Origin of the sequence: Marinomonas sp. MED121 (assembly GCF_000153025.1) — a bacterium.
Classification (GTDB): domain Bacteria; phylum Pseudomonadota; class Gammaproteobacteria; order Pseudomonadales; family Marinomonadaceae; genus Marinomonas.
In genome coordinates this window covers 742,901-768,002 of the sequence record NZ_CH672429.1, presented here as the reverse complement: position 1 = coordinate 768,002, position 25,102 = coordinate 742,901, and the positions used below count along the sequence as shown (strand labels likewise).

Here is a 25,102-nt window from a genome sequence, read left to right as displayed (position 1 = left end):
GAAGTGATAATGACGGACGTAAGGAGAATAGCTGTATTAGGAGGTGGTGTTTCTGCTGTGACAAGTGTGTTTGATCTCACGAGTCAAAAGGATTGGCAGAAAAAATATGATATTACCCTGTATCAAATGGGATGGCGTTTAGGAGGAAAAGGAGCAAGCGGGCGTAATCTGGAAGATCATGGCCGTATTGAAGAACATGGAATCCATGTCTGGTTTGGATTTTATTATAATGCGTTTAAGTGTATGAGAGCCTGCTATGAGGAGCTTGATCGCCCTAGTAATGCGCCCTTAGCTGGCTTATATGATGCCTTTACCCCGCATCATTCAACGGCCCTTGCTCAGGACTTTAGAAAAGAATGGTCAGTGTGGCCTGTTAATGTTCCACCCTTGCCAGGAAAAGTGGGTGAAGGGCCAAACCCAGTTAACATTTTAGACGCTTTATCTGTTCTGATTGATTGGTTGATAAAGCATGCTGAAGAAGAACCAGAATTAAAAGAAGGGGCCAATTTTTTTGATGTTATTAAATATATTAAGGATGAGGTCGAAGATTTTATTGAAGATGAAGCCATTTTTGCCCTAGTTAAAAAGTTGAAACTGGTTAAGAAAGGGCTTTCTGATTGCGCCACTCAAAGTGATCAAAATAAACTTGAAAATTGGTTAAATGATGTGATTATCCTGATGGAGGATATTAGAGAAAGTTTAACCGCACTGCTTGTAATTCCCGCCAAAATTAATTTAAAAATTAATCGAACTTATACCACGTTAGATTTTATTTTAACCATGGGAATTGGCGTGCTTAAAGGAAAGTTATATTTACCAGGTGCACTTAATCAAATTAATGATCAAAATTTCAATGCATGGTTAACCTCGTGGGGAGCAAATGAGTTAACGGCTTCAGGCCCCATCATGAATGGTATGTATGGTGGTTTTTTTGCCTACAAAGATGGCGATCTATCCCAACCCAATGTCGAAGCTGGAACAGTAATCAAGGCAGGGCTTTGGGCGGTAGTGGCAGTAAGAGAATCGTTTGTTTGGCGTATGCAAGCTGGTATGGGTGACGTGGTGTTTGCCCCATATTATGAGGTTCTTAAAAAAAGAGGTGTAAAATTTAAGTTCTTTCATAAAGTTGAAGAGGTATGTGCCATTGAAAAAGAAGGGAGGCGAATGGTTAACGAGATACAGTTAGTTAAGCAAGTTCCTCTGAAAGAAGGTGAGAAAGATTATGATCCTTTAGTGAATGTGAAAGACCTACCTTGTTGGCCCGCGACCCCTTTGTATGATCAAATTGAAGCCAGTGTTGCTGCTAAACTGATCGATAATGATATTAATTTAGAATCATTTTGGACTAACTGGTCTGAACTTTACGATCAAGAGAAAATAAGCTTAAAAATGGGTGACGATTTTGATCAGGTTATTTTAGGTATTTCTGTCGCGTCATTGCCGAGTGTTGCACCTGATTTACTGGCTTTAAATCCGGCCTTTAAAACCATGGCAGAAGGTCTTTCAACGGTTGCTACTCAGGCCTATCAAGTTTGGCAAAATAAAGATATTCAAGCGTTAGGCTGGCCTGAATATAAAGAGGGTGAAGAGGCGCCTGAAATTCTTGGTTACGATGCACAATCTTTAGATTCTTGGGCAGATGTTAGTTATTTGGTCAAGCGGGAAGAGTGGCAGGTGTCTGACCCTGATGCACCTAAAGACATTAGTTATTTTTGCGGTGTCTTTGCTCCCGATAAAGCCCCTAAAGCCCCCGATCCATCTTATCCCAAATCTCAGCGGGCAAAAGTTGAGGCAGATGCAAAAGACTTTATGTTAAATCGGTCTGGCTTTTTATGGCCAAATGCCAACCCTGAAAAGGGGGTTTATAAATGGGAATACTTGGTTGCGCCTACTTATATGGTGGGAGAGCAGCGTCTGGATGCACAATATAGTCGAGCCAATATAGACCCAAGCGAACGTTATGTTCAATCCACAGTCGGCACGACTAAACTGAGGTTGAAAACGGATGACTCTGGGTTTGATAATTTATTAATCACAGGTGATTGGATTTTAAATGGCTTTAATATGGGCTGCGTTGAATCAGCTACGATATCTGGGTTACAAACTGCAAGAGCCGTTAAAGGAGAGAAATACGCTATTTTTGGTGAATCTTTGTTTGATTGACCATTTATAACCTTTAAGAAGCGCAGATAAATGTAATATTTTTCTGCGCTTTTTTAGGTCTAATCCTCATATGGATAAGGGTAGCAGGGTTCTTTATCCTGCAGATAACTTGTTAAAAAAGGGGCCTGATCATAACGTGATGCCGCAGCGTACATTTCTTTAATATGAGGTTTTATTATCCAGTCATCTAGAATTTTGACCCCAAAATCTTCAAGTTGAAAAGCGTCTTTTATAATCTCTTTTAGGCTAGCTTTCTCTTTCCAATCTTTAATAATGTCGAAAAAAATCTCTTTAGTGCTTAAATCATCACCTTCAATAGTGGCAAGGTCAGCCTCTGTTAAAGGGTAATGTGTTGGATAAAAGTCGGGCAGACTAGTGATTAATTTGACGGAAAAACCTCTAGGGTCAGCAAGCAAGGATCCTAGTTCACCGAAGATGGTCACATCCTCAACCATGGCCTGGGCAAAGAGTAGGCGATATAGAATGATATTGAGAAAAACTTTTTCAACATCATTTTCTTGTCGAGCATCATTAATATAAAAATCAAATGCATTTAGGATTGTTGTATTGTGTGCTTTATACCAATTCTCAGCCGTTTGGTCTTTCAAATAATCTAGCCAAGCTTGCACAGGAATGGGTAAATCTTGTGGCTGTATCTTTTCATCAAAAACACGACCGGCGAGCTCAGAGAAATAAATAAATCTGAGGTTAACATTTCGCCACCAAGGGCTCCCAACTTGCTTAATGTCATTGAGTGGGTTGAAAACGCCACGTTTAATTTCCCACTTTAGAAAGGCAATTTCAGAGTCTCCAAAGTTGTAAGGATCTAGTAATGTCGAGCAGCCATGCTTTTTGTAAAACGCTTCTCTTACTTCAAGTCTTTTCTGTGGTTGATTCTCGATTGACTTACACAATGCTGCCGTTTCTAGTTCAAGCTGAATATAAGTTTTCATAATTTCCCTTATCTCCATTTAAGACTTAACCTTTATTAAGTGACAACCGTAAATTGCCTTATTTAAGGTCAGGATGATTGGTTCCAATGTGGCATCAAAATTTGTCTATTTTCCTGTATAAAGATGACAGTTAGTTTCCGTTTCTGGTCACTATATTTATAGCATGCATATTTTTGTTATTAATCTTGGTAGCTTTTGTTATTGAGAGAAACTGAAGAATAGTCGAATCTGTTAGTTATAGTTACCCCAGTCAAATATGGGGAAAAATGAAAAAAACAATAAGAGGTCAAGGCCATGCCTGAATATAAAGCGCCGTTGCGTGATATTAAATTCGTAACCGAAGAAGTGTTGGATGTGAACAGCCACTATGCCAACCTACCTGGAGCTGAAGAAGCGACTCCGGATATGATCGCAGCGATTCTGGAAGAAGGTGCTAAATTTGCTGAACGTGTCTTGTCTCCTCTTAACCGTGTAGGCGATCAACAAGGTTGTACTTTTAAAGATGGTGTTGTCACCACACCTGAAGGCTTTAAAGAAGCTTATCAACAATATGTTGAAGGTGGTTGGGCCTCTTTGCCTCATGCTGAAGAAGTCGGTGGCCAAGGTTTGCCTGAATCTTTAGGTTTGATGGTGACTGAGATGATTGGTACCGCAAACTGGTCATGGGGGATGTACCCAGGGCTGAGTCACGGTGCCATGAACACACTTGAATCTCACGGTACTGAAGAACAAAAGCAAACTTACCTAACCAAGCTTGTATCAGGTGAGTGGACAGGTACTATGTGCTTGACTGAGCCTCATTGTGGTACTGATTTAGGTTTGTTAAAAACCAAAGCAGAACCTCAAGCTGATGGTTCTTATGCTATTTCTGGTACAAAAATCTTCATCTCTGCAGGTGAGCATGATATGGCTGATAATATTGTCCATATTGTATTGGCTCGTCTTCCTGATGCACCTGCTGGAACTAAAGGCATTTCTCTTTTCATTGTGCCTAAGTTCAATGTGGATGATCAAGGCGAAGCCGCTGATCGTAATGGCGTTGCTTGTGGTTCAATCGAACATAAAATGGGTATTCATGGTAATGCTACTTGTGTGATGAATTTTGATGGTGCTAAAGGTTACTTGATTGGGCCTGAGAATAAAGGTTTGAACTGTATGTTTACCTTTATGAATACCGCACGTCTAGGTACAGCATTACAAGGTCTAGCACACAGTGAATGGGCATTACAGAACTCAGTAAGCTATGCTCGTGATCGTTTACAAATGCGTGCTCTATCTGGACCAAAAGCACCAGAAAAAGCAGCAGATCCAATTATCGTGCATCCTGATGTACGACGTATGCTACTGACTCAAAAAGCCTTTGCAGAAGGTGGCCGTGCGCTTATTCATTATTGCTCTATGCTGGTGGACATTACCAAAAAAGGTTCTCCTGATGAAAAAGCACATGCTGATGAATTGATGTCATTGTTAACGCCGATAGCGAAAGCCTTTTTAACTGAAACAGGTTATGAAGCAGCAAACTTAGGCATGCAAGTTTATGGTGGTCATGGCTTTATTTCTGAGTGGGGTATGGAGCAAAACGTACGAGATTGCCGTATCTCAATGCTGTATGAGGGCACAACGGGTATACAAGCCCTTGATTTACTCGGTCGTAAAGTGTTGATGTCTCAAGGTAAGACCCTGAAAACCTTTACTAAGATCATTCATAAGTTCTGTAAAGAGCACAAGGGTGACAAACGCTTCAAGCCTTATATCTCTGCGTTAAGTAAGCTAAACAGTGAGTGGGGTGATATCACGCTTAAAATTGGTATGAAAGCGATGCGTAACAAAGAAGAAGTGGGCGCTGCATCAGTTGATTATCTAATGTTCTCTGGTTATGTGGTTCTTGCGTACTTCTGGGCGAGAATGGCAGTAACAGCGCAAGTGCAACTTGATGAAGGTTCTGATGAGAAAGGCTTCTATCAGTCTAAGTTGCAAACAGCGACTTTCTACTATGATCGTATTCTTCCACGTACTCGTACACATGTTGAAGCTATGCTATCAGGATCTGATAACTTACTTTCAATCGATGAAGAGAACTTTGTTTTCTTATAAGCTATTAATAAATTTGAATAAAACCTTACTTTCTAATAGTTTGAGAGTAAGGTTGCAAATAGATAAATATGGAAAGAGGTATATATGAGCAATTCTAAACAAGTATTTGATTCAATGGTTGAACGTTTTGATGCAGAGGAAGCGGATGATATGGAAGCTGTCTTTCAATTCGAATTAGATGATGCTGATGATTATCATATCGCTATTAATGAAGGTGCTTGCACACTGGCCGAAGGTGAGCATGATGATGCGACAGTGACTCTTTCAATGGACCTTGAGACACTTAAGGACATTATGAGTGGTGAACTAGATGGTATGGCGGCATTCATGCAAGGCAAAATTAAAGCCGATGGCGATATCATGCTTGCCACTAAACTGAATCAAATATTTCCTCAGTAATTTTATTATCAACTCATATCTCGTGAGTTGCCAAACCCAACGTTACAAGGTTAACGTTGGGTTTTTGACATAATACATTCCTCCAATATAAAAAAAACAAATCGGAGCATTAGCATGCTGACAGAAACTGAGTCTTCTCTTCAAAATGAACCTGGTAGCTGGATACCAGAATCATTAAATCCACATAAGTTTAAGTCTGTAACGGAAGTGTTGAAAAAAAGTTGTACAGACTTTGCTGATTTTCCTGCATTTAGCTGTATGGGTAGAACCATGAGTTTTACCGAGCTAGATGAAAAATCTGATAATTTTGCTGCCTATTTACAGCATGAGACAGATCTTGTGCCGGGCGACAGAATGGCCATTCAGCTACCAAACGTATTGCAGTATCCGGTAGTCATATTTGGTGCAATGAAAGCGGGTTTGATTGTCGTAAATACTAATCCGCTTTATACGGCAAAGGAACTAGAGCATCAGTTTAACGACTCTGGCGCTAAAGCATTAGTTGTCTTCGCAAATATGGCGAGTACCAGTGAATCAATTTTGGCAAAAACAGGCATTAAACACGTATTTGTGACTGAAATTGCAGATTTTCATCCACAGCCAAAACGTTTGTTGATCAATAGCGTTGTTAAGTATGTGAAGAAAATGGTGCCTGCTTATGGCTTGCCTATGGCTAAAAAGCTTAACGATGTGATTGCTAAAGGGCAGAAGTACACATTAAAAGCCGTTGAGAAAAAGCCTGGTGATATTGCTGTACTTCAGTACACAGGTGGTACTACAGGTGTGGCAAAAGGGGCTATGTTGACCCATGCAAACCTTGTTTCAAATATGCACCAACTAGGTGATCGTCTTGATGCTCATTGTATTAAAGGCGAAGAAATCTATGTTGCTCCTCTGCCTATGTATCATATTTATGCCTTTATCATTCATGGTTTAACCCTGCTTGAAAAAGGGGCTCAAACGGTTCTTATTCCAAATCCAAGGGATATTCCTGGTTTTGTAAAAGAACTAAGTAAATGGAAGATTACTGGCTTTGTTGGTTTGAACACCTTATTTGTGGCGCTTTGTAATAATAAAGACTTTCAAGCCTTAGACTTTTCTGCATTAAAAATTACAGCATCTGGTGGTATGCCATTAACCCATGCTGCAGCGGATGAGTGGGAAGCGGTGACCAAGTGTAAAGTAGTTGAAGGCTATGGTTTGACTGAAACCTCACCGGTTGTGTCTTTTAACCCACCAGGTAAACAACAAATTGGCACGATAGGCATTCCTGTTGCTGAAACCATCGTTAAAATTTTGGATGATGACGGTAATGAAGTGCCTCAAGGTGAATCTGGTGCTTTATGTGTCTGTGGGCCTCAGGTAATGAAAGGCTACTGGAAACGAGAAGCTGCCACCCAGGAAATAATGGTAAATGGCAACTTCTTAAATACAGGTGATATTGCCTTACGACAAGCCGATGGCTATTTGAAAATTGTTGATCGCGCTAAAGATATGGTGATTGTTTCTGGGTTCAATGTTTATCCTACCGAAATTGAGGATTGCCTGAGCTCACATCCTGATGTGCTTGAAGCCGCTGTAATAGGTGTGCCAGATGAAAAAACCGGTGAAGCGGTAAAAGCTTTTGTTGTATTAAAAGGCGATAAAGCGCAATTCGACAGTAAAGCATTGCGCGATTATTGCCGAGAAAGCCTAACAGCCTATAAAGTGCCTAAAATTATTGAAGTACGTGAAGATTTACCGAAAACGAATGTGGGTAAAGTTTTGCGTCGTGCTTTAAGAGATGAAGAGGTTGCTTAGGTCGTGAGTGTCATGTCTGAGCCAACACTTGATAAGACTGAGTCTATGATGCGAGAAATTAAGCATCGCAGGCGAGTGGTCAGTGATGGTTATTTAAGAAGTGATGGCTTGTGGGAAGTTGAAGCTAGGATGCAAGACATAAAAACCTATGATATTTGGCGTGATTTTGATGGTGAACTTGTTGCCCAAGATACGCCGTTTCATGATATTTGTGTGCGCATTGCTGTCGATGATAATTTTTTAGTTAAGGATATTGAGGTGAGTATTGATGCTCACCCTTTTCCAAACTGTAATAGCGTCGCCCCTGGTTTTGAGCGCCTTATTGGTACTCGTATAAGTCAAGGCTGGCTCGCCCATGTAAAAAAAGAGTTTAAAGGGGTTGTCGGTTGTACTCATGTGCTTGAGTTAATGCCTGTTGTTGCGACAACGGCTTTTCAGATGATGTGGTATCCACTGGCTGAGAAATACCCTGAAAGAACGGCTTCTGCTATTCAGTCATTTTCTGATTCTTGCCAAGGTTGGGCAAACAATGGCCCAATGATGACCAAGATTAGAGAAAATGAAGCCAGTTAATTGATGCAAAATACAGCATAAAGAAAATACTCATGTCAGATAAAAATGGCATGAGTATTTTTTTGTCTAAAAAACAGTTTACCTTCCTCTAATTATATAAAGTTAATAGGTTTTGAAATGGAAAATTTTATTCTTGAAAAGATTGAAGGCGGTGTTCAAACCTTAACGCTCAATCGCCCAGATAAGAAAAATGCAATTACTTTAACCATGTATCAAGAGCTCACCAGTGCGTTAGATAAAGCGAAAAAAAGTCATGATATTAAAGCAACGCTTATCACAGGTTCCGGTAACGACTTTAGTGCAGGTAATGATTTAGCTGAGTTTGTTCAGTTAGCACAAACACCTGATAAGCTAAATATTACATTTGATTTCTTGCATGCTAATGCAACGCACCCAAAGCCCTTAATTGCAGCCGTTGAAGGCATGGCGGTCGGTATTGGCGTGACAATGCTTTTGCATTGTGATTTGGTCGTAGCAAGTGATTCGGCTAAATTTATATTGCCTTTTGTTAAGCTGGGGTTAGTGCCTGAAGCCGCTTCGAGCTACCTCATACCCAATTTAGTGGGTCACCAAAAAGCATTTGAATTACTGGTTCTTGGTGAGGCGTTTGATACGAAAACGGCATTTGAAATAGGGTTGGTTAATAAAGCTTGTAATGCAGGAGATGCATATTCTATTGCCAGCGAATATGCTGCTAAAGTCTCTGAGTTACCAAGTGAGGCGGTACAACTTAGTAAAGCTCTATTAAAGCAGCCTTATCAAGATAAAATCGAACTTACCTTGTCTAGAGAGAGTCGTGTTTTTAAAGAAAGGCTTTCCTCTCAAGAGGCGCGAGACGCTTTTACTGCATTTTTATCAAAAAAATAAGCTTCTGTTGATGTGCTAAATCAACATTTGATCATTATTTCTCAATCATATTGGGTGTTTTCGATACTTTTAATTGCTATTTCAATCGCCTATTTTAGGGGCTTTGATAGGTATTGGACATTTTTGTTAGTTAACTGTGGCTTTTTTGTTATTGATGAAAATCTGTCAGAATTTAGTATTAAGTACAAATGACGACCACCCAAAATAATACTGTATTAGGGTATAAGTAAGATTCTCTTTTCACTGAGAACTTAGTTAAAAATAGACACGAGGGCCGTATGAAAATATTAGTCGCAGTTAAACGCGTTGTTGATTACAACGTTAAAGTAAGAGTACAAGCAGACCATAAAGCGGTTGAGCTTGCTAATGTAAAAATGTCTATTAACCCATTTTGTGAAATTGCGGTTGAAGAAGCTGTTCGCCTAAAAGAGAAAGGCATAGCGACAGAAATTGTAGCTGTTTCAATTGGCTCTAAAGGTTGCCAGGAAACACTAAGAACAGCACTGGGTTTAGGTGCTGATCGCGCTATTCAGATCGAAACAGAAGACGGTGTTGATTCTTTAGCTGTTGCCAAGCTACTGACTGAAGTCGCAAAGACAGAATCTCCAGACCTGATTATTCTAGGTAAGCAAGCCATTGACTCAGATAATAATCAAACAGGCCAAATGCTAGCGGCTTTGCTTGATATGCCTCAAGCAACCTTCGCCTCTGAAGTGGTTATTGAAAATGGTGAAGCACAAGTTACTCGTGAAATTGATGGTGGGCTTCAAACGCTTGCCATTAGTTTGCCAGCTGTAGTAACTACTGACCTGCGTTTGAACGAACCTCGCTTTATTAAGCTTCCCAATATTATGAAAGCGAAGAAAAAGCCATTAGATGTTAAAACACCTGAAGAGCTAGGTGTGTCTACTGCCTCTAATGTAAAGGTTATTTCTGTGACACCACCAGCTGAACGTCAAGGTGGTATTAAAGTTGGCTCGGTAGCTGAGCTTGTAGAAAAATTGAAAAATGAAGCGAAGGTGATTGCATGAGCATTTTAATTATTGCGGAACATGATAACACTAATCTAAAACCAGCCACTTTAAATACGCTAGCTGCGGCAGCACAAATTGGCGGTGATATCGACCTTTTAGTGGTCGGTGCTAATTGTCAGTCTGTTGCTGAACAAGCTTCTAAAGCTCAAGGTGTTGCTCGTATCTTACTTGCTGATGATGCGGTTTATGAATATCAACTGGCTGAAAATGTTAGTAAATTAGTAGTTGAGTTGTCTGCTTCTTATAGCCATATTTTAGCGCCAGCAACGACAACAGGTAAAAACATGCTGCCTCGTGTGGCAGCTTTGCTTGATGTCGCACAACTTTCTGATGTCATCAAAGTTGAAAGTGCAGATACCTTTGTACGACCTATTTATGCGGGTAATGCGATTGCGACGGTTCAGTCAAGTGATGCAATTAAAGTGATTACGATTCGTGCTACGGGCTTTGATCCTGTTGCAGCTGAAGGTGGTAACGCAGAATTAGTGACTCTTTCTCAAGTTATTGCGTCAGATAAAAGTCGTTTTGTGGGTGAAGAGCTAGCAGTGTCAGATCGTCCAGAGTTAACCGCTGCAAACATTATTGTTTCTGGTGGTCGTGGTATGGGAAGTGGTGACAACTTTAAGATTCTTGATGGTGTTGCTGACAAGCTAGGGGCTGCCGTTGGTGCATCTCGTGCAGCAGTTGACGCAGGCTTCGTACCAAATGATTTACAGGTCGGTCAAACCGGTAAAACCGTTGCCCCTGATTTATATGTTGCAGTGGGTATCTCTGGTGCGATTCAGCATTTAGCAGGTATGAAGGATTCCAAGGTAATTGTTGCTATCAACAAAGACGAAGAAGCGCCTATTTTCCAAATTGCAGATTATGGTTTAGTGGCAGATCTTTTCGAAGCTGTGCCTGAGTTAGAAAGCGCATTGTAAGCGATTGGGCACCTCGCTCAATATTATCAACTTTTAAAAGGGCAGCTAAGGCTGCTCTGCCTCTGGGCTCATTTAAAAATGAATCCAAGGAAAGGTTAAAATAAGAAAAATTGGAGATCAGCATGATTTTTGAAGGACAAGCAATAAAGGTAGCTGAAAAGTCACCTGGCGTTGCCATCGTCACTCTAGATTTACAGGGTGAATCAGTAAATAAATTTAATAGCTTAACCTTGCAAGAATTAGGCGAAGCAGTGTCTGCACTAAAAGCACAACCCGATTTGAAAGGGGTTGTTTTTGCGAGTGCAAAAGATGTTTTCGTTGTTGGCGCAGACATTACTGAGTTTTCATCTTGGTTTGAGTTAGAAGACGAGCTATTAGCTGAAAAGCTGCGTGCAGCCCATAAAATCTTCAATGATATTGCTGCTCTTCCATGCCCAACTGTGGCAGCCATTAATGGTGTTGCGCTAGGTGGTGGTTTTGAGCTTTGTTTAGCCTGTGACTATCGAGTTATGGCTGACTCAACAAAAGTTGGTTTACCTGAAACTCAACTTGGTATTTACCCAGGTTGGGGTGGTACTGTGCGTCTTCCACGTGTAATTGGTGTTGATAATGCCTGCGAATGGATTTGTGGTGCCGGTCAAAAACGTGCCAATGTTGCTTTAAAAGATGGCGCTGTTGATGCGGTTGTTAAAACAGAAAAAGTACTAGAATCAGCGCTTCACCTTGTTGAACAAGCGGCTTCTGGCAAACTTGATTATATGGCTCGTCGTGAAGAAGAGACTGCGCCTATGGTCTTCTCTGCCATTGAAAAAATGATGATCTTCGAATCTGTTCGTGGTGTTGTGGGTGCCAAAGCGGGTAAACATTACCCAGCGCCTATGGCTGCGATTAAATCTGTTGAGAAGAACATTGGCCAAGCATTTGAAAAAGCCTGCGAAACAGAAATTGCTGGTTTTATCAAAATGGCGAAAACGCCTGTTGCAAAATCCCTTGTTAACCTTTTCTTAAGTGATCAGCAAATCAAGAAAACATCTGGCGCATTGATTAAAGATGCGACACCCGTTAAACAAGCTGCTGTATTAGGCGCGGGTATCATGGGTGGCGGTGTTGCTTATCAATCTGCTTCTAAAGGCACACCAATCATCATGAAAGACATTCGCACAGAAGCGATTGATCTTGGTTTGAATGAAGCGACTAAGTTGTTAAATGGTCAGGTGTCACGTGGTCGTTTAACTGCTGATAAAGCCATGAAGTCACTCAGTAAAATTGTACCTGCTTTGACTTATGGTGAATTTGAAAATGTTGACCTTGTCGTTGAAGCTGTTGTTGAAAATGTGAATGTTAAAAAATCTGTATTAGCCGAGACAGAAGGTCACATTGCTGATGATGCTATTTTGACCTCCAACACTTCGACAATTTCGATTACTGAACTTGCAACAGCGCTTAAACGTCCTGAAAACTTTGTCGGTATGCATTTCTTTAACCCAGTGCACAAAATGCCTTTAGTGGAAGTTATTCGTGGCGAAAAATCTAGCGAAGCAGCTGTTGCTAAAACCGTGGCTTACGCACAGGCTATGGGTAAAACACCGATTGTTGTAAATGACTGCCCTGGTTTCCTAGTTAACCGTGTTCTATTCCCTTATTTTGGTGGTTTTGCTGCCATGATGAAAGAAGGTGCAGACTTCCGTCAAGTGGATAAAGTGATGGAAAAATTCGGTTGGCCTATGGGTCCTGCTTATTTGATGGACGTTGTTGGTATTGATACGGCTTACCATGCTGATGAAGTAATGGCACAAGGTTTCCCTGATCGCATGCAACACGAAGGCGTGAGCGTCATTGATCGTTTATTTGAACTCGAGCGTTTTGGTCAGAAGAATCAAAAAGGTTTTTACACTTACGAAAATGACCGTAAAGGTAAGCCGAAGAAAATTTACAATGAAGAAATCGTTGAGCTTCTATCGCCGACTGTTGAGTCTCAGACTGAGTTAACAGAAGAAGACATCATTGCTCGTATGATGATTCCACTATGTATCGAAACGGTTCGTTGTCTTGAAGAAAACATTGTTGCCTCTCCAGCTGAAGCTGATATGGGTCTTATCTATGGTATTGGTTTCCCTCCATACCTAGGTGGCGCAATACATTATCTTGACCAAATGGGTCTAGCAGCATTCTGTGAGTTAGCTGATAAGTTCAGCCACTTGGGTAAACTTTACCACCCAACAGAACAAATGCGCGCTATGGCAGCCAATAACGAAACTTACTACGGCAATGCCGCTAAGTAATTCATAGGTCGAGATTAGGAGATAATCCATGAAATTGAATCCAAACGATGTAGTCATCATTGATGCCGTACGCTCACCTATGGGTAAGACGAAAAACGGTGTATTTAGAAATGTACGTGCAGAAAACTTATCTGCAGGTTTAGTAAAAGCTTTATTCAAACGTAACCCTGGTGTTGACGTAAATGAAGTCGAAGATTTGATCTGGGGTTGTGTTAACCAAACCCTAGAGCAAGGTTTTAATATGGCTCGTGCTGTTGCGCTTATGGGCGGCTTGCCTGTGACATCGGCTGCGCAAACTGTGAACCGTTTGTGTGGTTCATCTATGTCAGCGATTCATACTGCTGCTCAAGCTATTATGACAGGTCAAGGTGATGTGTTTGTCGTTGGTGGTGTGGAGCACATGGGTCACGTGGATATGATGCACGGTGTTGATGTTAACCCTGCTATGTCTAAGCATATGGCAAAAGCATCCATGATGATGGGTGTAACAGCTGAAATGCTAGGTAAGATGCATGGCATTAGCCGTGAAGATCAAGACGCTATGGGTGTACGCTCACACCGTCTTGCTCACGAAGCGACTTTAGCAGGTCGTTTTGACAATGAAATCGTGCCGATTGAAGGCCATGATGCACAAGGTAATAAAGTATTGGTGGAAGTGGATGAAGTGATCCGTCCAGAAACGAATATGGAATCTCTTGGTGGCTTGCGCCCTGTATTTATGCCAAAAGGCGGCACAGTAACTGCCGGTACTTCTTCTGCTTTGTCTGATGGTGCGTCTGCTATGTTGATGATGTCAGCTAAAAAAGCTGAAGAGCTGGGTGTTACACCAATAGCTCGCGTTAAGAGCATGGCTGTAGCTGGTTGTGATCCAGCAATCATGGGTTATGGCCCTGTACCAGCATCGAAAAAAGCACTTAAACGTGCGGGTTTAACTATCTCTGATATTGAAATTGTTGAGTTGAATGAAGCTTTCGCAGCACAGGCTTTACCTGTCATGAAAGACTTGAAACTACTTAATGATTTAGAAACCAAAGTGAACTTGAACGGTGGTGCTATCGCCCTCGGTCACCCTCTGGGTTGTTCAGGTACGCGTATTTCGACAACATTGCTTAATGTGATGAAGGAGAAAGATGCAACACTAGGTCTTGCTACTATGTGTATTGGCATGGGGCAAGGTATTGCAACCGTTTTCGAACGTTTGTAATTGAAAAAGGGTGCACCCCCGCACCCGTTTTCAATGTTATTTGAAAGTCCATCTCTGTCTTTTAGCCCCTCTTTGAGGGGCTTTTTTTTGCTTTAAAAAAGTGCTTATAATTTACTTTGAGCTAGCAGTTAAACCATGAAAAAGGAGTTGAGGTGTGGAATATCGACAAGCAGGTTTGAGAGATCTAGACGCTATTGCAAATTTACATGCTAAAAGTTGGCAAAAAACCTATAAGGATATTTTAGCTTCAAGTTACCTAGAAAATAACGTGCTTGAAGATAGGTATGCTATTTGGAATCAAAGGTTGAAAGCGCCATCAGAAAGTCAGTTTATTCTCATTGCTAAAGATGAAGTCAAGGATGAAGTCGCTGGCTTTATCTGTATTGAAACAAACATACGTGAAAAGAAAGCTGCCATTTTATTAGATAACTTACATGTAGCAGAATCTTTTAAAGGTAAGGGGATTGGTAAAAAGCTTATCTTAAATGCATTGTCACATTTAGATAATCTTGAAAGTATAGGCCTTTATTTAGAAGTACTAGCGGAAAACAAAGCTGCGATTCGTTTTTATGAAAAGCTAGGAGGCATAAAGGCTGATGAAGGTGTCTGGTCAGCACCTTGTGGTACCCAAGTAAATGAAATTATTTATACTTGGGAAAAGGCTGCTTTATTGAAAAATAGTATATCGTTTTAAGTGGAAAGATAGGCCAAAAGAGAAGAGTACTTAGAAATTCTTCTCTTTTAGGCTAAGTTTTCGCGTGACGTTTTAGTGTTTAACTGGCCTTTCATACCAAGGGTTAAGTTGGTCCGTTATCTCATAAAGATAATTCTGTTTGTTAAGCTTTTGCCCGCCATCACGTGTTAGGGGTTGCCAATGGAAATTAGCGCGACTTGAGTTAGGTTTAACCGTTAAAATATCAAAGGGGACAGTGAAGTAGAAGCCTTTTGTAAAGCTGCCTTCCCCAAACTCTTCTGCCGACATATCTGTTTTGCTGGCATAGGCACCGACGATAATGCCGCTATCAAACTGTTTAGAAAACTCTAATTGAAGCCCGACATCCCCTGCAAGGAATTTACCGTAATCTAATTGGAAGAGTGTGTCTTTGAGAAGACTCCATTCAGGTCTATAGTAAATTGACATATGACCTGTTGTTCCCTTGGAGAGCACCTCTTCAGTGTCACTGTAATCCCAAGGGTTATTATAAGTGCTTAACCATGAATTTGGGTCGCGCTGAGAGATGATATTCCAGTCTAGTCCTATGGCCCAGTTGGCCTCTTTACGTCGATAAAGTAATTCGCTACCAAAACCTGCAAACATTTGTTCTAGATAACCAAGGTAAGTTTGTTGATACCAGTTATGACTATATTTTTGAAAATTACTGAGTTGTAGATTCGTTAAATAAACATGATTATCATGAATATATTCGCGAGCAAGTGTTCTTACTCTTGGGTTAGAAGTATTATCATCTGGAACCGTATAGTTAAATTTATCGTAATTATCTAAGAGGTTAAAATAGATGCTCGAATCTAGTTGCCAGCTTGAAGCGAACCAATAAGATGAATCAAATTTTGTTCCAATACTATAAAGATAAAAATCTTCAGCACTGCCTAAGGTTTGAGTTAATGCAGGCGAGAAGCCATAAGAAAAATTATCTTCTGTTTGATAGGCTGAGCTTGATGAAGGAAGGTTAACCTGATCTGACTGCTGGATAAAGTCTTCTGTTTTAGGGTTAATATAGTTTACTGCTTGATAGTTAATATAATTTTCTCTATCGATTACATTTTCAGAGATTGGAAGACTATTTACTTTTTCAATAATATTAAATTGAGTGATTGTATTAGGTAAATAATCATTTAATATCGATGATGCTTTATCTTGAGCTTCGTCTCTATCCCTGTATTTATTTTGTTCCGCTAAAAGAGTGAGTTTAGAGTTTTGTATGTAAAATTCATTTTTATCATACCCTGAGTGATTGAATAAGCTCTGTTCTAGCTCTTTCCAATTAATGGATTGATTGGATTTTGGTGTAGAAACGTTTTCTACAAAATTTTTATCTAATGATGGATAAGCTTTATATAAAGGCTGAGTATTATTAAAGTTTGTAGACAGGCTAATGCCTAGTGTAATTGTATTACCTCTTTCATAGCTGACTCTAAGATCTGCATAATCACTTAACCCATATACAATCCCATAGTTCCAAGGGCTATCTTGTTCCATTAGAATATTGCCATTAGTTACAGGGATATCTTGGGTATAGTCGTTACCATCGTACTCAACTTTTAGCCTTAATGGATGATAGTTTGTTTGATATTCAATACCACCAAATAATGCCGCATTACCTTTGAACCACCTTTGCGAATCAATACTCCCACCATTATCATTAAAGCTTGTATCTCTAGTGCAGTAATTGTTGCTATAGCTACAAAAAGGGTTAGTAATATTGCCACTTTGTCCTAAATATCCCCAGCCAAGTCCGAGTGTAAAATCAAATTGGCCAAAGCTTTCAGTTGCTAGATGCTTTGTAAAACTAATAAATTCGCCATCAAATAAGCCTGTACCACCAATGTCTCTGATACCGATTGATGTTTCGGGAAACCAGTCACTTTCTTCGATTAAACGTAATTTAGCATCGATACCTTTATCCGCATATTTAGTGTCGCCACTAAAACTTTCGTCATTGCTATAAAGTAAATCCTGCACCTCGGTATAGCGAATAGTACTTTCAAGCCAAGGCATAACTTGCAATGAAAAGGTATAGAAAGCATATTCTGAATTTTTAGTATAATTAAAAAAGAATTCACCTTCATTAGACATGCGTGCAGTGGGCATTTGCATTAAGCCTACTCCACCAAAATCCATTTGAGAGGGTTTGAGCTTATAGGTTTGAAAGGGAGGTAATGCCTCAGAATCATTCGCATTTACTGACGAAGCTATACTGAGTAAAAATAGGTAGAGAAAACGTTGATTAAACATTAGAAAACCACATGATATTTAAGAAGGTCAATAAAATCAGAATTAATTTGAGGTGAACTTTCTATTCCGATATAAATAAAAGCCCCTGGTGATAAATAGTAATTTTTATCATTCCAATAGCTAACCTTTGGAATGATAGTTTCTTTATCCGCTTGGACTATTGTGATTTTTTCTGATTTTATTTTGTTTTTTATATTAAAACCGTCTTTATAAAAATTAATGTAATCTTCGAAATCATAGTTATACTTTAGGGGTAATTTTATCAAGTCTTTTGAATTTGATGGGTCTATCACTATAATATAGTTTGGTGTTCTTGGTAACATTAATTCATATTTCCCTTGAATAATGGGGTTTGAATTTTTGTCTAATTGAATTTTTTCTAAATCTAATGTGATTTCTTCTCTCTTTTTGAAATTATGCTTCTCTAGTATTGATAACAGATTTTTTTTTGTTTCTACTTTATCGTTCGCTTTATAATTTAGATTTATTTTATTGATAAGATTTTCTTTTTTTTCAAAGCCAATTTTACTATTTTTAATGACTAATGATGCACCTAAAGTATAAGGCGAATAATCTATATATTGATGTGAATCTGATAAAACCTGTAACAAACGTTGAGGTCTATCATATTGTAAACTGATGTTAGTATTTTCAACTGATACTTCTAAGCTTTTAAAAGGAGAAGCACTTAATGAAAAGCTCAATAAAGAAAAGCCTAATAATGAAAAGCATGAAATTGATAAACTATAAATGGAAGTGATTTTTTTCATTTTTAAGACTTACTCTCAACAAAGCGTTTAATGAAATGCATTTCAATTTTATCCATATTTGGTCCAATATATTGGATTGTTTTAACTGTTCGATTTGCTTCATTTCGCCAGTAGCGGTTTTCAAAGCTATGATTTTTAAAACTATCGAACTTAATGCTTTCAATTGTGTACTGGGTTGAGACTGACCAATCAGATAAATGCAGTATTTCATTTTTTATGTGCGAAATATGAGAGATGGCTCGAAAGTTATAACGATAATCTGGCATCCAGCTATATATAAAGCTGTTTTCTCTCAGAGTATTAGGAGGCGAAGCGAGAGACGAGTTTTCTTTTCTTAGATCTACTAAATTATGGTTTAGTCCCAATGTTTTAACAATTCTTCCATTCTCTGTTATTAACATGACTTTATCAGCTGATACCCATTTTAATTGTTCCTGACCAGTCTCCTTGTTATTTTCAATTAAGGCTAAAATCATTAAGATTTGTTTGCCGTTATTTATTTTTACATAAACGCTATCATATTGTAGTTTTTCTAATTGGCTATCACTGAGATCAACATCTAAATATCCATTAATAGAGGTATTTATTGTACTAAATGTATCTTCAAATTTTTGAGAGCACCCTGATAGCATGAGAAAAGTAATCAGTTTGAGCATAAGTATGCTTTTTTTGAGGAAAAAGGACATAAAGTAATTACTTTTGTAATGAAAGTTGAAAGTGAAAAAGAGGACAAAAAAAACCCAGCTGAAAGCTGGGCTTTTATGCAACGAAGGCTTAGTTCGTTGTTGTTGTGCTTGTTCCGTTAGAGTCAGCAACAGATGCTGCAACAGATACAGCAACAGTCGCAGCCGCAATTGTTCCTACTGTGCCTAGAGCAGCAGCACTTGCCGCAACGGTTGAACCTGCAGCAACAGCACCTGTACTTGCTGCAGCAGCACTTGTTCCTGCAGTTGCAGCTGAACTTGCAGCAGCACTAGAACTTGCAGCAGCACTAGAGCTTGCTGCTGTGCCTGTGCTTGAAGCCGCGCCTGCCGCTTCTCCTGCTGCAAAAGTTTGACCCGCAGCTAAACTAGCCAAAAAAGCTAAAGCAATTATTTTCATAAACCACTCCTTGTATAAATTCTCATAGTGTATAGAGACACTTCGAACGTCTCAATAAACCAAAATTAAGTCACTAACGAATAAATTTTAGAGGAAAATTCACTTTTTTGTAAGCCACTATTGAAAATAAAGTTTAAATAAGGCTAATAAAAACAAGAAAGTAGGACGTTAACTTCATGTGTTAATCAAAAAATTAATATCTGGATAAATTTCATGTTGTGTTTAGTTAAAAATCGAAAATCATTTTTTATTTTTAAGGCTTCTCTATATTTATACAAGCTTTGCTAGCATCTCATCGGAATACTCTGTTAGTTGAGCTTTGCTTCTGATCTTTTCGACATAGTCTGGGTTGGCAATAAAAGGTCTACCTATGGCTAATAGGTCAAATTTGTCCTCAGCTATGGCTTTACTACCTGTTTCTGCACTAAAACTACCCACGCCTACGAGGGTTTTCTTGTAGTTTTTTCTGATATAAGAAGATGCGCGGCCTCCTAGGTAGTCAAACTCCATCGCATCATCAAAAATACCGATATGCAAGAAAGCGAGGTCACGCTTTTCAAGTTCAGGTAATAAATAATCAAATACCGCTTTATCTTTCACATCACCTTCTAAATTAAAATAAGCACCAGGGCTTACTCTTAAGGCGGTTTTTTCATGACCAATTCTGCTGATAATGGCATCGACAACTTCAAGTGCAAAACGAGACATGTTTGCTGGTGTAACGCCATAATCATCGTCTCTTTGGTTGCTTGCATGATGTAAAAACTGATCAATTAAATAACCATTGGCACCATGTATTTCAACCCCATCAAAACCTGCATCAATCGCATTAGCTGCAGCTTGTGCATAATCTTTGACAAGCTGATCTATATCTTTTTGTGTTGCTGCTTTAGGTGTTTGGTAAACCAGCTCTCTCATCCTAGGTACCCTTCCTTCAACGGCAATGGCGGAAGGTGCTAACACATCTGACCCAAAAAAGTGAGGGTGAGCCACGCGTCCTGTATGCCAGAGTTGTGCAAAAATTTTACCGCCTTGATTGTGAACGGCTTGGGTGACTTTTTGCCATCCTTCTATTTGTGCACTCGTAAAGAGTCCTGGTGTATTGGGATAGCCTTGTCCATCAGGACGTATAATTGTTGCTTCTGTAATGATTAATCCTGCATCGGCACGTTTAGCGTAATAATCCGCAATGGCTTGGGTGGGAACCAGATCATCATCCGCCATGCAACGGGTTAGTGGGGCCATCAAAATACGGTTTTTAAGTTTGATACTTGGATTTAGTTCAAATTCTTGAAACAGATTATCGGTCATTTTTTATCCTGTTAGCCACATTTATAATTGGGTAGATATCTTGAATGTTTATTCAAGATATCTTTGATTGAATGAACATTCAAGGTCTATTTTGAGTAAACATTCAAGTTGACGTATGATGCCTAACATTCATCAAAAAGAGACTAATCTAATGCCTCCGGCGAAATTTGATCGTGAACAAGTACTCAGATCTGCCATGAATACCTTTGTTCAAAAAGGTTATAGTAAAACCAGTATGCAAGACTTAACGAAATCTACTGGCTTACATCCTGGATCAATATATTGTGCTTTTGAAAATAAGCGTGGTTTGCTTCTAGCGGCATTACTTCAATACAAATCAGACAGCGAGTTAAGCTTTGAAGCCTACTTTTCTCATGACTTACCTGTATTGCAATCTTTAAAGTTGTATCTAGATTCCATTGTTGTGGATTGTGCTCAAAAAGGAGAGTACAAGGCTTGTTTATTAACGCGCGCCTTAACGGAAATCGCTGACCAAGATGATGAGGTGAAAAGTGTGATAAGTGAGAGCTTGTATGATTGGCAAAAAGCCTTTCATAAACAATTTGAGTTAGCGGTTGAATCGAAAGAGCTATCAGCTAATTGTAATATTCCTCATATGGCGCGTTATCTCTCTATGGGGATTTATGGATTAAGAACCTTTGCTCAAACACAAACAACTCGTGATGTTTTACAAGAGCTTGCAGATCAGTTGTTTGACGATATTCGTCGTTTGAGTTTAGAACCTTCACATTAGACCAAAGGGGAATAGCTTTTAATTTTATGCTCTCTATATGATGGATGAGAGCAATTGTTCTCTAGATATCAGCAATAAGTTACACCCTATATGGTTTTATCAAATTAAGATTAGGAATATTTCATGTTTGATGCACTCGTGTTAACACAAGAAGAAAAAGCAACGAAAGCGACTATAAAGCAGTTAGAAATTGGTGATTTACCTCAAGGTGAGGTGTTAGTTGAAGTTTCCTGTTCCTCTTTAAATTATAAAGATGGATTGGCGATAACGGGAGCAGGCAGAATCATTCGTGATTTTCCAATGGTGCCAGGCATTGATTTTGCTGGTGTCGTTGTTTCCTCAAAAGATGAAAGATATAAAGAAGGCGACTCAGTCATATTAACTGGCTGGGGGGTTGGCGAAAATCATTGGGGTGGTATGGCCAAAATGGCCAGAGTCAAAGCCGATTGGCTCGTTCCTATGCCAGAAGGATGTAATGCTGAAAAAGCAATGATGGTAGGGACAGCCGGATTAACCGCCATGTTATGCGTTCAGGCATTACAGAATGCCAATATTAAACCTGAGTCCGGTGAAATTTTAGTTACGGGTGCCAGTGGTGGTGTGGGTTCTGTTGCGATTAAACTATTGTCAGAGTTGGGCTATCAGGTTGTGGCATGCTCAGGACGGGTTGAAGAAAATGGTCCTTTATTAAAAGAGCTTGGGGCTAAAGAGGTCATGGATAGAGCCGAATTCGAACAAGATGCTAAGCCTTTAGAAAAGCAACGTTGGGCTGGTGTAGTTGATACGGTCGGTAATAAAGTTTTAGCTAAAGCGCTTGCTCAGATTGATTATGCAGGCGCTGCCGCAATTTGTGGCTTAGCTGGGGGTTTTGCCTTACCAACGACGGTAATGCCTTTTATTCTGCGTGGTGTTAATTTGTTGGGGATTGATTCGGTGCATTGTCCGCTTGATAAAAGACAGGCCGCTTGGGAGCAAGTCATCGCGACGCTTCCAGATTCCTTTTATCAACAAGCTTGTCAAAAAATCAGCTTAAAAGATGTGCCTAGCTATGCCGAGAAAATCATCAAAGGGCAAGTAACAGGACGTGTATTGGTATCACTTTAAAGGTGGCCGACAAGAGAGGCTAATTGATTGTTAGTCTCTCAATTTAGAGTGAAGGAAAATAGTGAATTTTGGAAGATAAAATGAGTAGTGTAAAAAGGCCAATTAATATTCATAAAGCCTACCATGCCCATGTTTACTTTGATGAGTCGACCTTGGCTCTTGCAAAGGATCTGTGTCAGTTAGCCGATGAATTACATAAGGTTAGAGTGGGTCGAATACATGAAAAGTTAGTTGGACCACACCCTAAATGGAGTTGTCAAATTGCCTTCTCTAGCAATGTTTTTGATGCTCTAATCCCTTGGTTAGAAAAGCACAGACAAGGCTTAAGTGTACTTGTCCATGGCGTCACAGGGGATGATTTAAAAGACCATACTGAATATGCTTATTGGTTAGGCGAGCCAGAAGAGCTTAGACTTGCTATGTTTCAATAAATAAAAATAACTCAAGCTATCGAAAATTAATATTCAATTAGAAATTAACCCCTAACCAGACTTGTTCTAATTTCAAAAGAAGAAGTCTTTTACCGCAAGCAGATTCACTTATTTGAACCATACTTATTTAACGCTTTTAGCCATGCCTTTTAAAAAGCATGGCAGAGTATATTTAAATATAAGGGGCACTTATGAGTAATCAACCAGTCATTGCAAACAATAAACCCATAAAAGTTAGCCTGGAAATGGGGCAAGAATATTACTTCTGCACCTGTGGTCGCTCAGCAAAGCAACCTTTTTGTGATGGTTCCCATAAAGACACAGGCTTTAAACCTCAAATGTTTAAAGCAGATTCTAATGATGATGCTTATTTGTGTGCTTGCAAACATAGTGCGAATACCCCATTTTGTGATGGCTCACATAAAGCCTTTACCAATGAGCAAGTAGGTAAAGCAGGTCCAGGTATTCAGCAAACTAAAGGTTCCGCGCCTATAGCCGTTGCCACAGAGGAAGAGCCAACCTTAGCATTAATACATCAGCTAGCGAGAGAAGGTTTATCTAAATTAGGCCATCATGGGCCTATGACATCAATGGGGGTACCAAGACACCTCTTACCCCATTGGGATGATTTACAAATTATGACGGCACAAATGGCAACCAAGCCTTTATTAGAAGATGTGCCTGTCGCCACTGAGCTCATTATTGGGCCCAATGCGGATAAGCCACTCAAACTCTATATTCCATTATTTGTGTCTGATATGAGTTTTGGCGCTTTATCAGAAGAAGCAAAAACCGCATTAGCCATGGGAGCAGAGTTAGCTGGTACAGGTATTTGCTCTGGTGAAGGCGGCATGCTGCCCGAAGAGCAAACTGCAAATAGTCGATACTTCTATGAGTTAGCCAGTGCCGGGTTTGGTTATCAAGAAGAGCTACTCAAAAAGGTGCAAGCTTTTCACTTTAAAGGAGGGCAAGGTGCTAAAACGGGCACAGGTGGGCATCTTCCCGGTAATAAAAATAAAGGAAAGATCAGCCAAGTACGTGGCATTCCAGAAGGCCAACCAGCGGTTTCACCACCGACTTTTAAAGAGTTACATAGCTTAGATGATTTTAAACGATTCGCCGATAGAGTAAGAGAAGTAACTCAAGGTATTCCTATCGGGTTTAAGCTCAGTGCGAATCATATTGAAGCCGATATGCAATTTGCTCTGGATGCCGGTGCGGATTACATTATTTTAGATGGTCGTGGCGGTGGTACGGGGGCTGCCCCTGAGATGTTTCGTGATCATATTAGTGTGCCAACCATTCCTGCTTTAGCGCGAGCGCGACGTTTGCTGGATGAGCAAGGAAAATCAGGTCAGGTTACGCTGATTATTACTGGAGGAATACGTACCCCCATCGACTTTGTGAAGGCAATGGCCTTAGGAGCAGATGGTGTAGCCGTTTCTAATAGTGCTATGCAATCCATAGGCTGTGTCGCTGCCAGAATGTGTAATACCAATAATTGTCCCGCTGGGATCGCAACGCAAAATGAAGACTTACGCCAAAGGCTTAATGTTGAAAAATCGGCGCAACAATTAGCAAATTTCTTTAATGCCTCAACTGAGTTAATGGCTGTGATGGCTAGAGCCTGTGGCCATCATCATCTGAATCAATTTAATAAGAATGATCTTGCCACTTGGCATAGGGAAATGGCGTATTTATCTGGGGTAAAATACGCCGGTTTTAGTGCATTAGATTAGGGCTATTTAATGTTAAAGGGTTACAAGTTAACCCTTTAACATTATGGGGTATTCAATGCCTGATAATGGATTAAAATATCCTGCGCAAGTTCCTTCACCAAGCCTCTCATTTTAGCAACAGAGTGAGGGTAGCCATCTGCTTCAATATTCGCTTTAAAAGTAAAATTATACTCTGGAGATAAGGCTTTGGTTTGTTGGCTATTCACTATTGTGTAATTGCCTGCAAGGATCACATCTGAATTAAAGGTCGCGTAAAAGTGATCAATATTGATAATAAGGTTTACTCTTGCTTGATTGGTTTTTTCTGTCTTTTTAGACTGGCTTTTAAGCATTGCTCTTAGATCTTGATGTAAGCTTTTTATCACAGCATCATCCAAACTCTCAGCCCAAGTATGATAATAAGCGTAACTTAATTCGTGTTCACTTAATTGCAGCACCAAGTTAGGTTGCTTTAAATACTCAGGCAAATTAAGTTGAATGTCTTTTATTGGACTGACGCCATATACACCGTCGCTTTCTTGTTGCTGGTTTAGCATATAATAGTGGCTGCTAGGTGTTGGCTGACTATTACAACCTAGTAAAAATAGGCTCAAAATAATAGGTAGGAATAGAGATATTTTAGTCAT

General features: G+C 39.7%; 22 protein-coding genes. 15 read left to right on the top strand and 7 right to left on the bottom strand.

All coding sequences use genetic code 11. The annotated features are described in order from the left end of the window. Positions 1 to 9 precede the first annotated feature (9 nt). The gene (locus MED121_RS03490) at positions 10 to 2,163 is read left to right on the top strand and encodes an NAD(P)-binding protein (RefSeq protein ID WP_009832222.1); all 2,154 of its coding nucleotides are present in this window, start codon (positions 10 to 12) and stop codon (positions 2,161 to 2,163) included. A gap of 59 nt (positions 2,164 to 2,222) precedes the next feature. Here the strand turns inward: MED121_RS03490 and MED121_RS03485 are convergent, their stop codons facing one another. Then, positions 2,223 to 3,116 (bottom strand): hypothetical protein, encoded by an 894-nt coding sequence (locus MED121_RS03485; RefSeq protein WP_009832221.1) that lies wholly within the window; start codon positions 3,114 to 3,116, stop codon positions 2,223 to 2,225. A 294-nt stretch (positions 3,117 to 3,410) separates the two neighbouring features. On the opposite strand from MED121_RS03485, the gene MED121_RS03480 reads away from it, so the two are divergent. The 10 genes from MED121_RS03480 (at position 3,411) to MED121_RS03435 (ending at position 14,986) form a co-directional block, all read left to right on the top strand. Continuing rightward, on the top strand, positions 3,411 to 5,210 hold the full coding sequence (locus MED121_RS03480; protein WP_009832220.1) for an acyl-CoA dehydrogenase C-terminal domain-containing protein: 1,800 nt from the start codon (positions 3,411 to 3,413) through the stop codon (positions 5,208 to 5,210). 84 nt (positions 5,211 to 5,294) lie between these two features. Then, entirely contained in the window at positions 5,295 to 5,609 is a 315-nt protein-coding gene (locus MED121_RS03475; protein ID WP_009832219.1) for an SCP2 sterol-binding domain-containing protein, read from the top strand. A gap of 114 nt (positions 5,610 to 5,723) precedes the next feature. Continuing rightward, positions 5,724 to 7,409 carry an AMP-binding protein gene (locus tag MED121_RS03470; RefSeq protein WP_009832218.1) on the top strand — a complete coding sequence of 562 codons (1,686 nt, stop codon included), beginning with the start codon at positions 5,724 to 5,726 and terminating at the stop codon, positions 7,407 to 7,409. Positions 7,410 to 7,421: 12 nt separating this feature from the next. Continuing rightward, complete coding sequence (locus MED121_RS03465) at positions 7,422 to 7,982, top strand: DUF2889 domain-containing protein (RefSeq protein WP_009832217.1); 561 nt, start codon at positions 7,422 to 7,424, stop codon at positions 7,980 to 7,982. 117 nt (positions 7,983 to 8,099) lie between these two features. Further along, positions 8,100 to 8,849 (top strand): enoyl-CoA hydratase, encoded by a 750-nt coding sequence (locus tag MED121_RS03460; RefSeq protein WP_009832216.1) that lies wholly within the window; start codon positions 8,100 to 8,102, stop codon positions 8,847 to 8,849. A gap of 278 nt (positions 8,850 to 9,127) precedes the next feature. Beyond that, the gene (locus MED121_RS03455) at positions 9,128 to 9,880 is read left to right on the top strand and encodes an electron transfer flavoprotein subunit beta/FixA family protein (RefSeq protein WP_009832215.1); all 753 of its coding nucleotides are present in this window, start codon (positions 9,128 to 9,130) and stop codon (positions 9,878 to 9,880) included. After that, positions 9,877 to 10,806, top strand: coding sequence for an FAD-binding protein (locus MED121_RS03450; protein ID WP_009832214.1), 930 nt, complete (start codon positions 9,877 to 9,879; stop codon positions 10,804 to 10,806). The genes MED121_RS03455 and MED121_RS03450 overlap by 4 nt, the downstream gene beginning before the upstream one ends. 122 nt (positions 10,807 to 10,928) lie before the next feature. Further along, positions 10,929 to 13,088, top strand: coding sequence for a fatty acid oxidation complex subunit alpha FadB (gene fadB, locus MED121_RS03445; protein WP_009832213.1), 2,160 nt, complete (start codon positions 10,929 to 10,931; stop codon positions 13,086 to 13,088). Positions 13,089 to 13,116: 28 nt separating this feature from the next. Further along, positions 13,117 to 14,292 carry an acetyl-CoA C-acyltransferase FadA gene (gene fadA, locus MED121_RS03440; protein WP_009832212.1) on the top strand — a complete coding sequence of 392 codons (1,176 nt, stop codon included), beginning with the start codon at positions 13,117 to 13,119 and terminating at the stop codon, positions 14,290 to 14,292. Positions 14,293 to 14,446: 154 nt separating this feature from the next. Further along, positions 14,447 to 14,986, top strand: a complete 540-nt coding sequence (locus MED121_RS03435) for a GNAT family N-acetyltransferase (protein WP_009832211.1) — start codon at positions 14,447 to 14,449, stop codon at positions 14,984 to 14,986. Between the two features lie 72 nt (positions 14,987 to 15,058). Here MED121_RS03435 and MED121_RS03430 read toward each other — a convergent pair whose 3' ends face one another. The 5 genes from MED121_RS03430 to MED121_RS03410 form a co-directional block, all read right to left on the bottom strand. Further along, positions 15,059 to 17,266 carry a YjbH domain-containing protein gene (locus MED121_RS03430; protein WP_009832210.1) on the bottom strand — a complete coding sequence of 736 codons (2,208 nt, stop codon included), beginning with the start codon at positions 17,264 to 17,266 and terminating at the stop codon, positions 15,059 to 15,061. Next, positions 17,266 to 18,036 (bottom strand): capsule biosynthesis GfcC D2 domain-containing protein, encoded by a 771-nt coding sequence (locus MED121_RS03425; protein ID WP_009832209.1) that lies wholly within the window; start codon positions 18,034 to 18,036, stop codon positions 17,266 to 17,268. Before MED121_RS03425 ends, MED121_RS03430 begins: the two co-directional genes overlap by 1 nt. A gap of 2 nt (positions 18,037 to 18,038) precedes the next feature. Next, a complete protein-coding gene (locus tag MED121_RS03420) occupies positions 18,039 to 18,692 on the bottom strand; it encodes a YjbF family lipoprotein (RefSeq protein ID WP_009832208.1) in 654 nt (217 codons plus the stop codon). A gap of 118 nt (positions 18,693 to 18,810) precedes the next feature. Further along, positions 18,811 to 19,137 carry a hypothetical protein gene (locus MED121_RS03415; RefSeq protein ID WP_050764520.1) on the bottom strand — a complete coding sequence of 109 codons (327 nt, stop codon included), beginning with the start codon at positions 19,135 to 19,137 and terminating at the stop codon, positions 18,811 to 18,813. A gap of 270 nt (positions 19,138 to 19,407) precedes the next feature. Then, a complete protein-coding gene (locus MED121_RS03410; RefSeq protein ID WP_009832207.1) occupies positions 19,408 to 20,448 on the bottom strand; it encodes an alkene reductase in 1,041 nt (346 codons plus the stop codon). 151 nt (positions 20,449 to 20,599) lie between these two features. On the opposite strand from MED121_RS03410, the gene MED121_RS03405 reads away from it, so the two are divergent. The 4 genes from MED121_RS03405 (at position 20,600) to MED121_RS03390 (ending at position 24,476) form a co-directional block, all read left to right on the top strand. Further along, entirely contained in the window at positions 20,600 to 21,202 is a 603-nt protein-coding gene (locus MED121_RS03405) for a TetR/AcrR family transcriptional regulator (protein WP_036178635.1), read from the top strand. Between the two features lie 123 nt (positions 21,203 to 21,325). Then, a complete protein-coding gene (locus tag MED121_RS03400) occupies positions 21,326 to 22,306 on the top strand; it encodes an MDR family oxidoreductase (protein WP_009832205.1) in 981 nt (326 codons plus the stop codon). Between the two features lie 80 nt (positions 22,307 to 22,386). Beyond that, on the top strand, positions 22,387 to 22,737 hold the full coding sequence (locus MED121_RS03395) for a DOPA 4,5-dioxygenase family protein (RefSeq protein WP_009832204.1): 351 nt from the start codon (positions 22,387 to 22,389) through the stop codon (positions 22,735 to 22,737). A gap of 191 nt (positions 22,738 to 22,928) precedes the next feature. After that, entirely contained in the window at positions 22,929 to 24,476 is a 1,548-nt protein-coding gene (locus MED121_RS03390; RefSeq protein WP_009832203.1) for a glutamate synthase-related protein, read from the top strand. A 41-nt stretch (positions 24,477 to 24,517) separates the two neighbouring features. Here the strand turns inward: MED121_RS03390 and MED121_RS03385 are convergent, their stop codons facing one another. Continuing rightward, complete coding sequence (locus tag MED121_RS03385) at positions 24,518 to 25,102, bottom strand: ABC-type transport auxiliary lipoprotein family protein (protein ID WP_009832202.1); 585 nt, start codon at positions 25,100 to 25,102, stop codon at positions 24,518 to 24,520.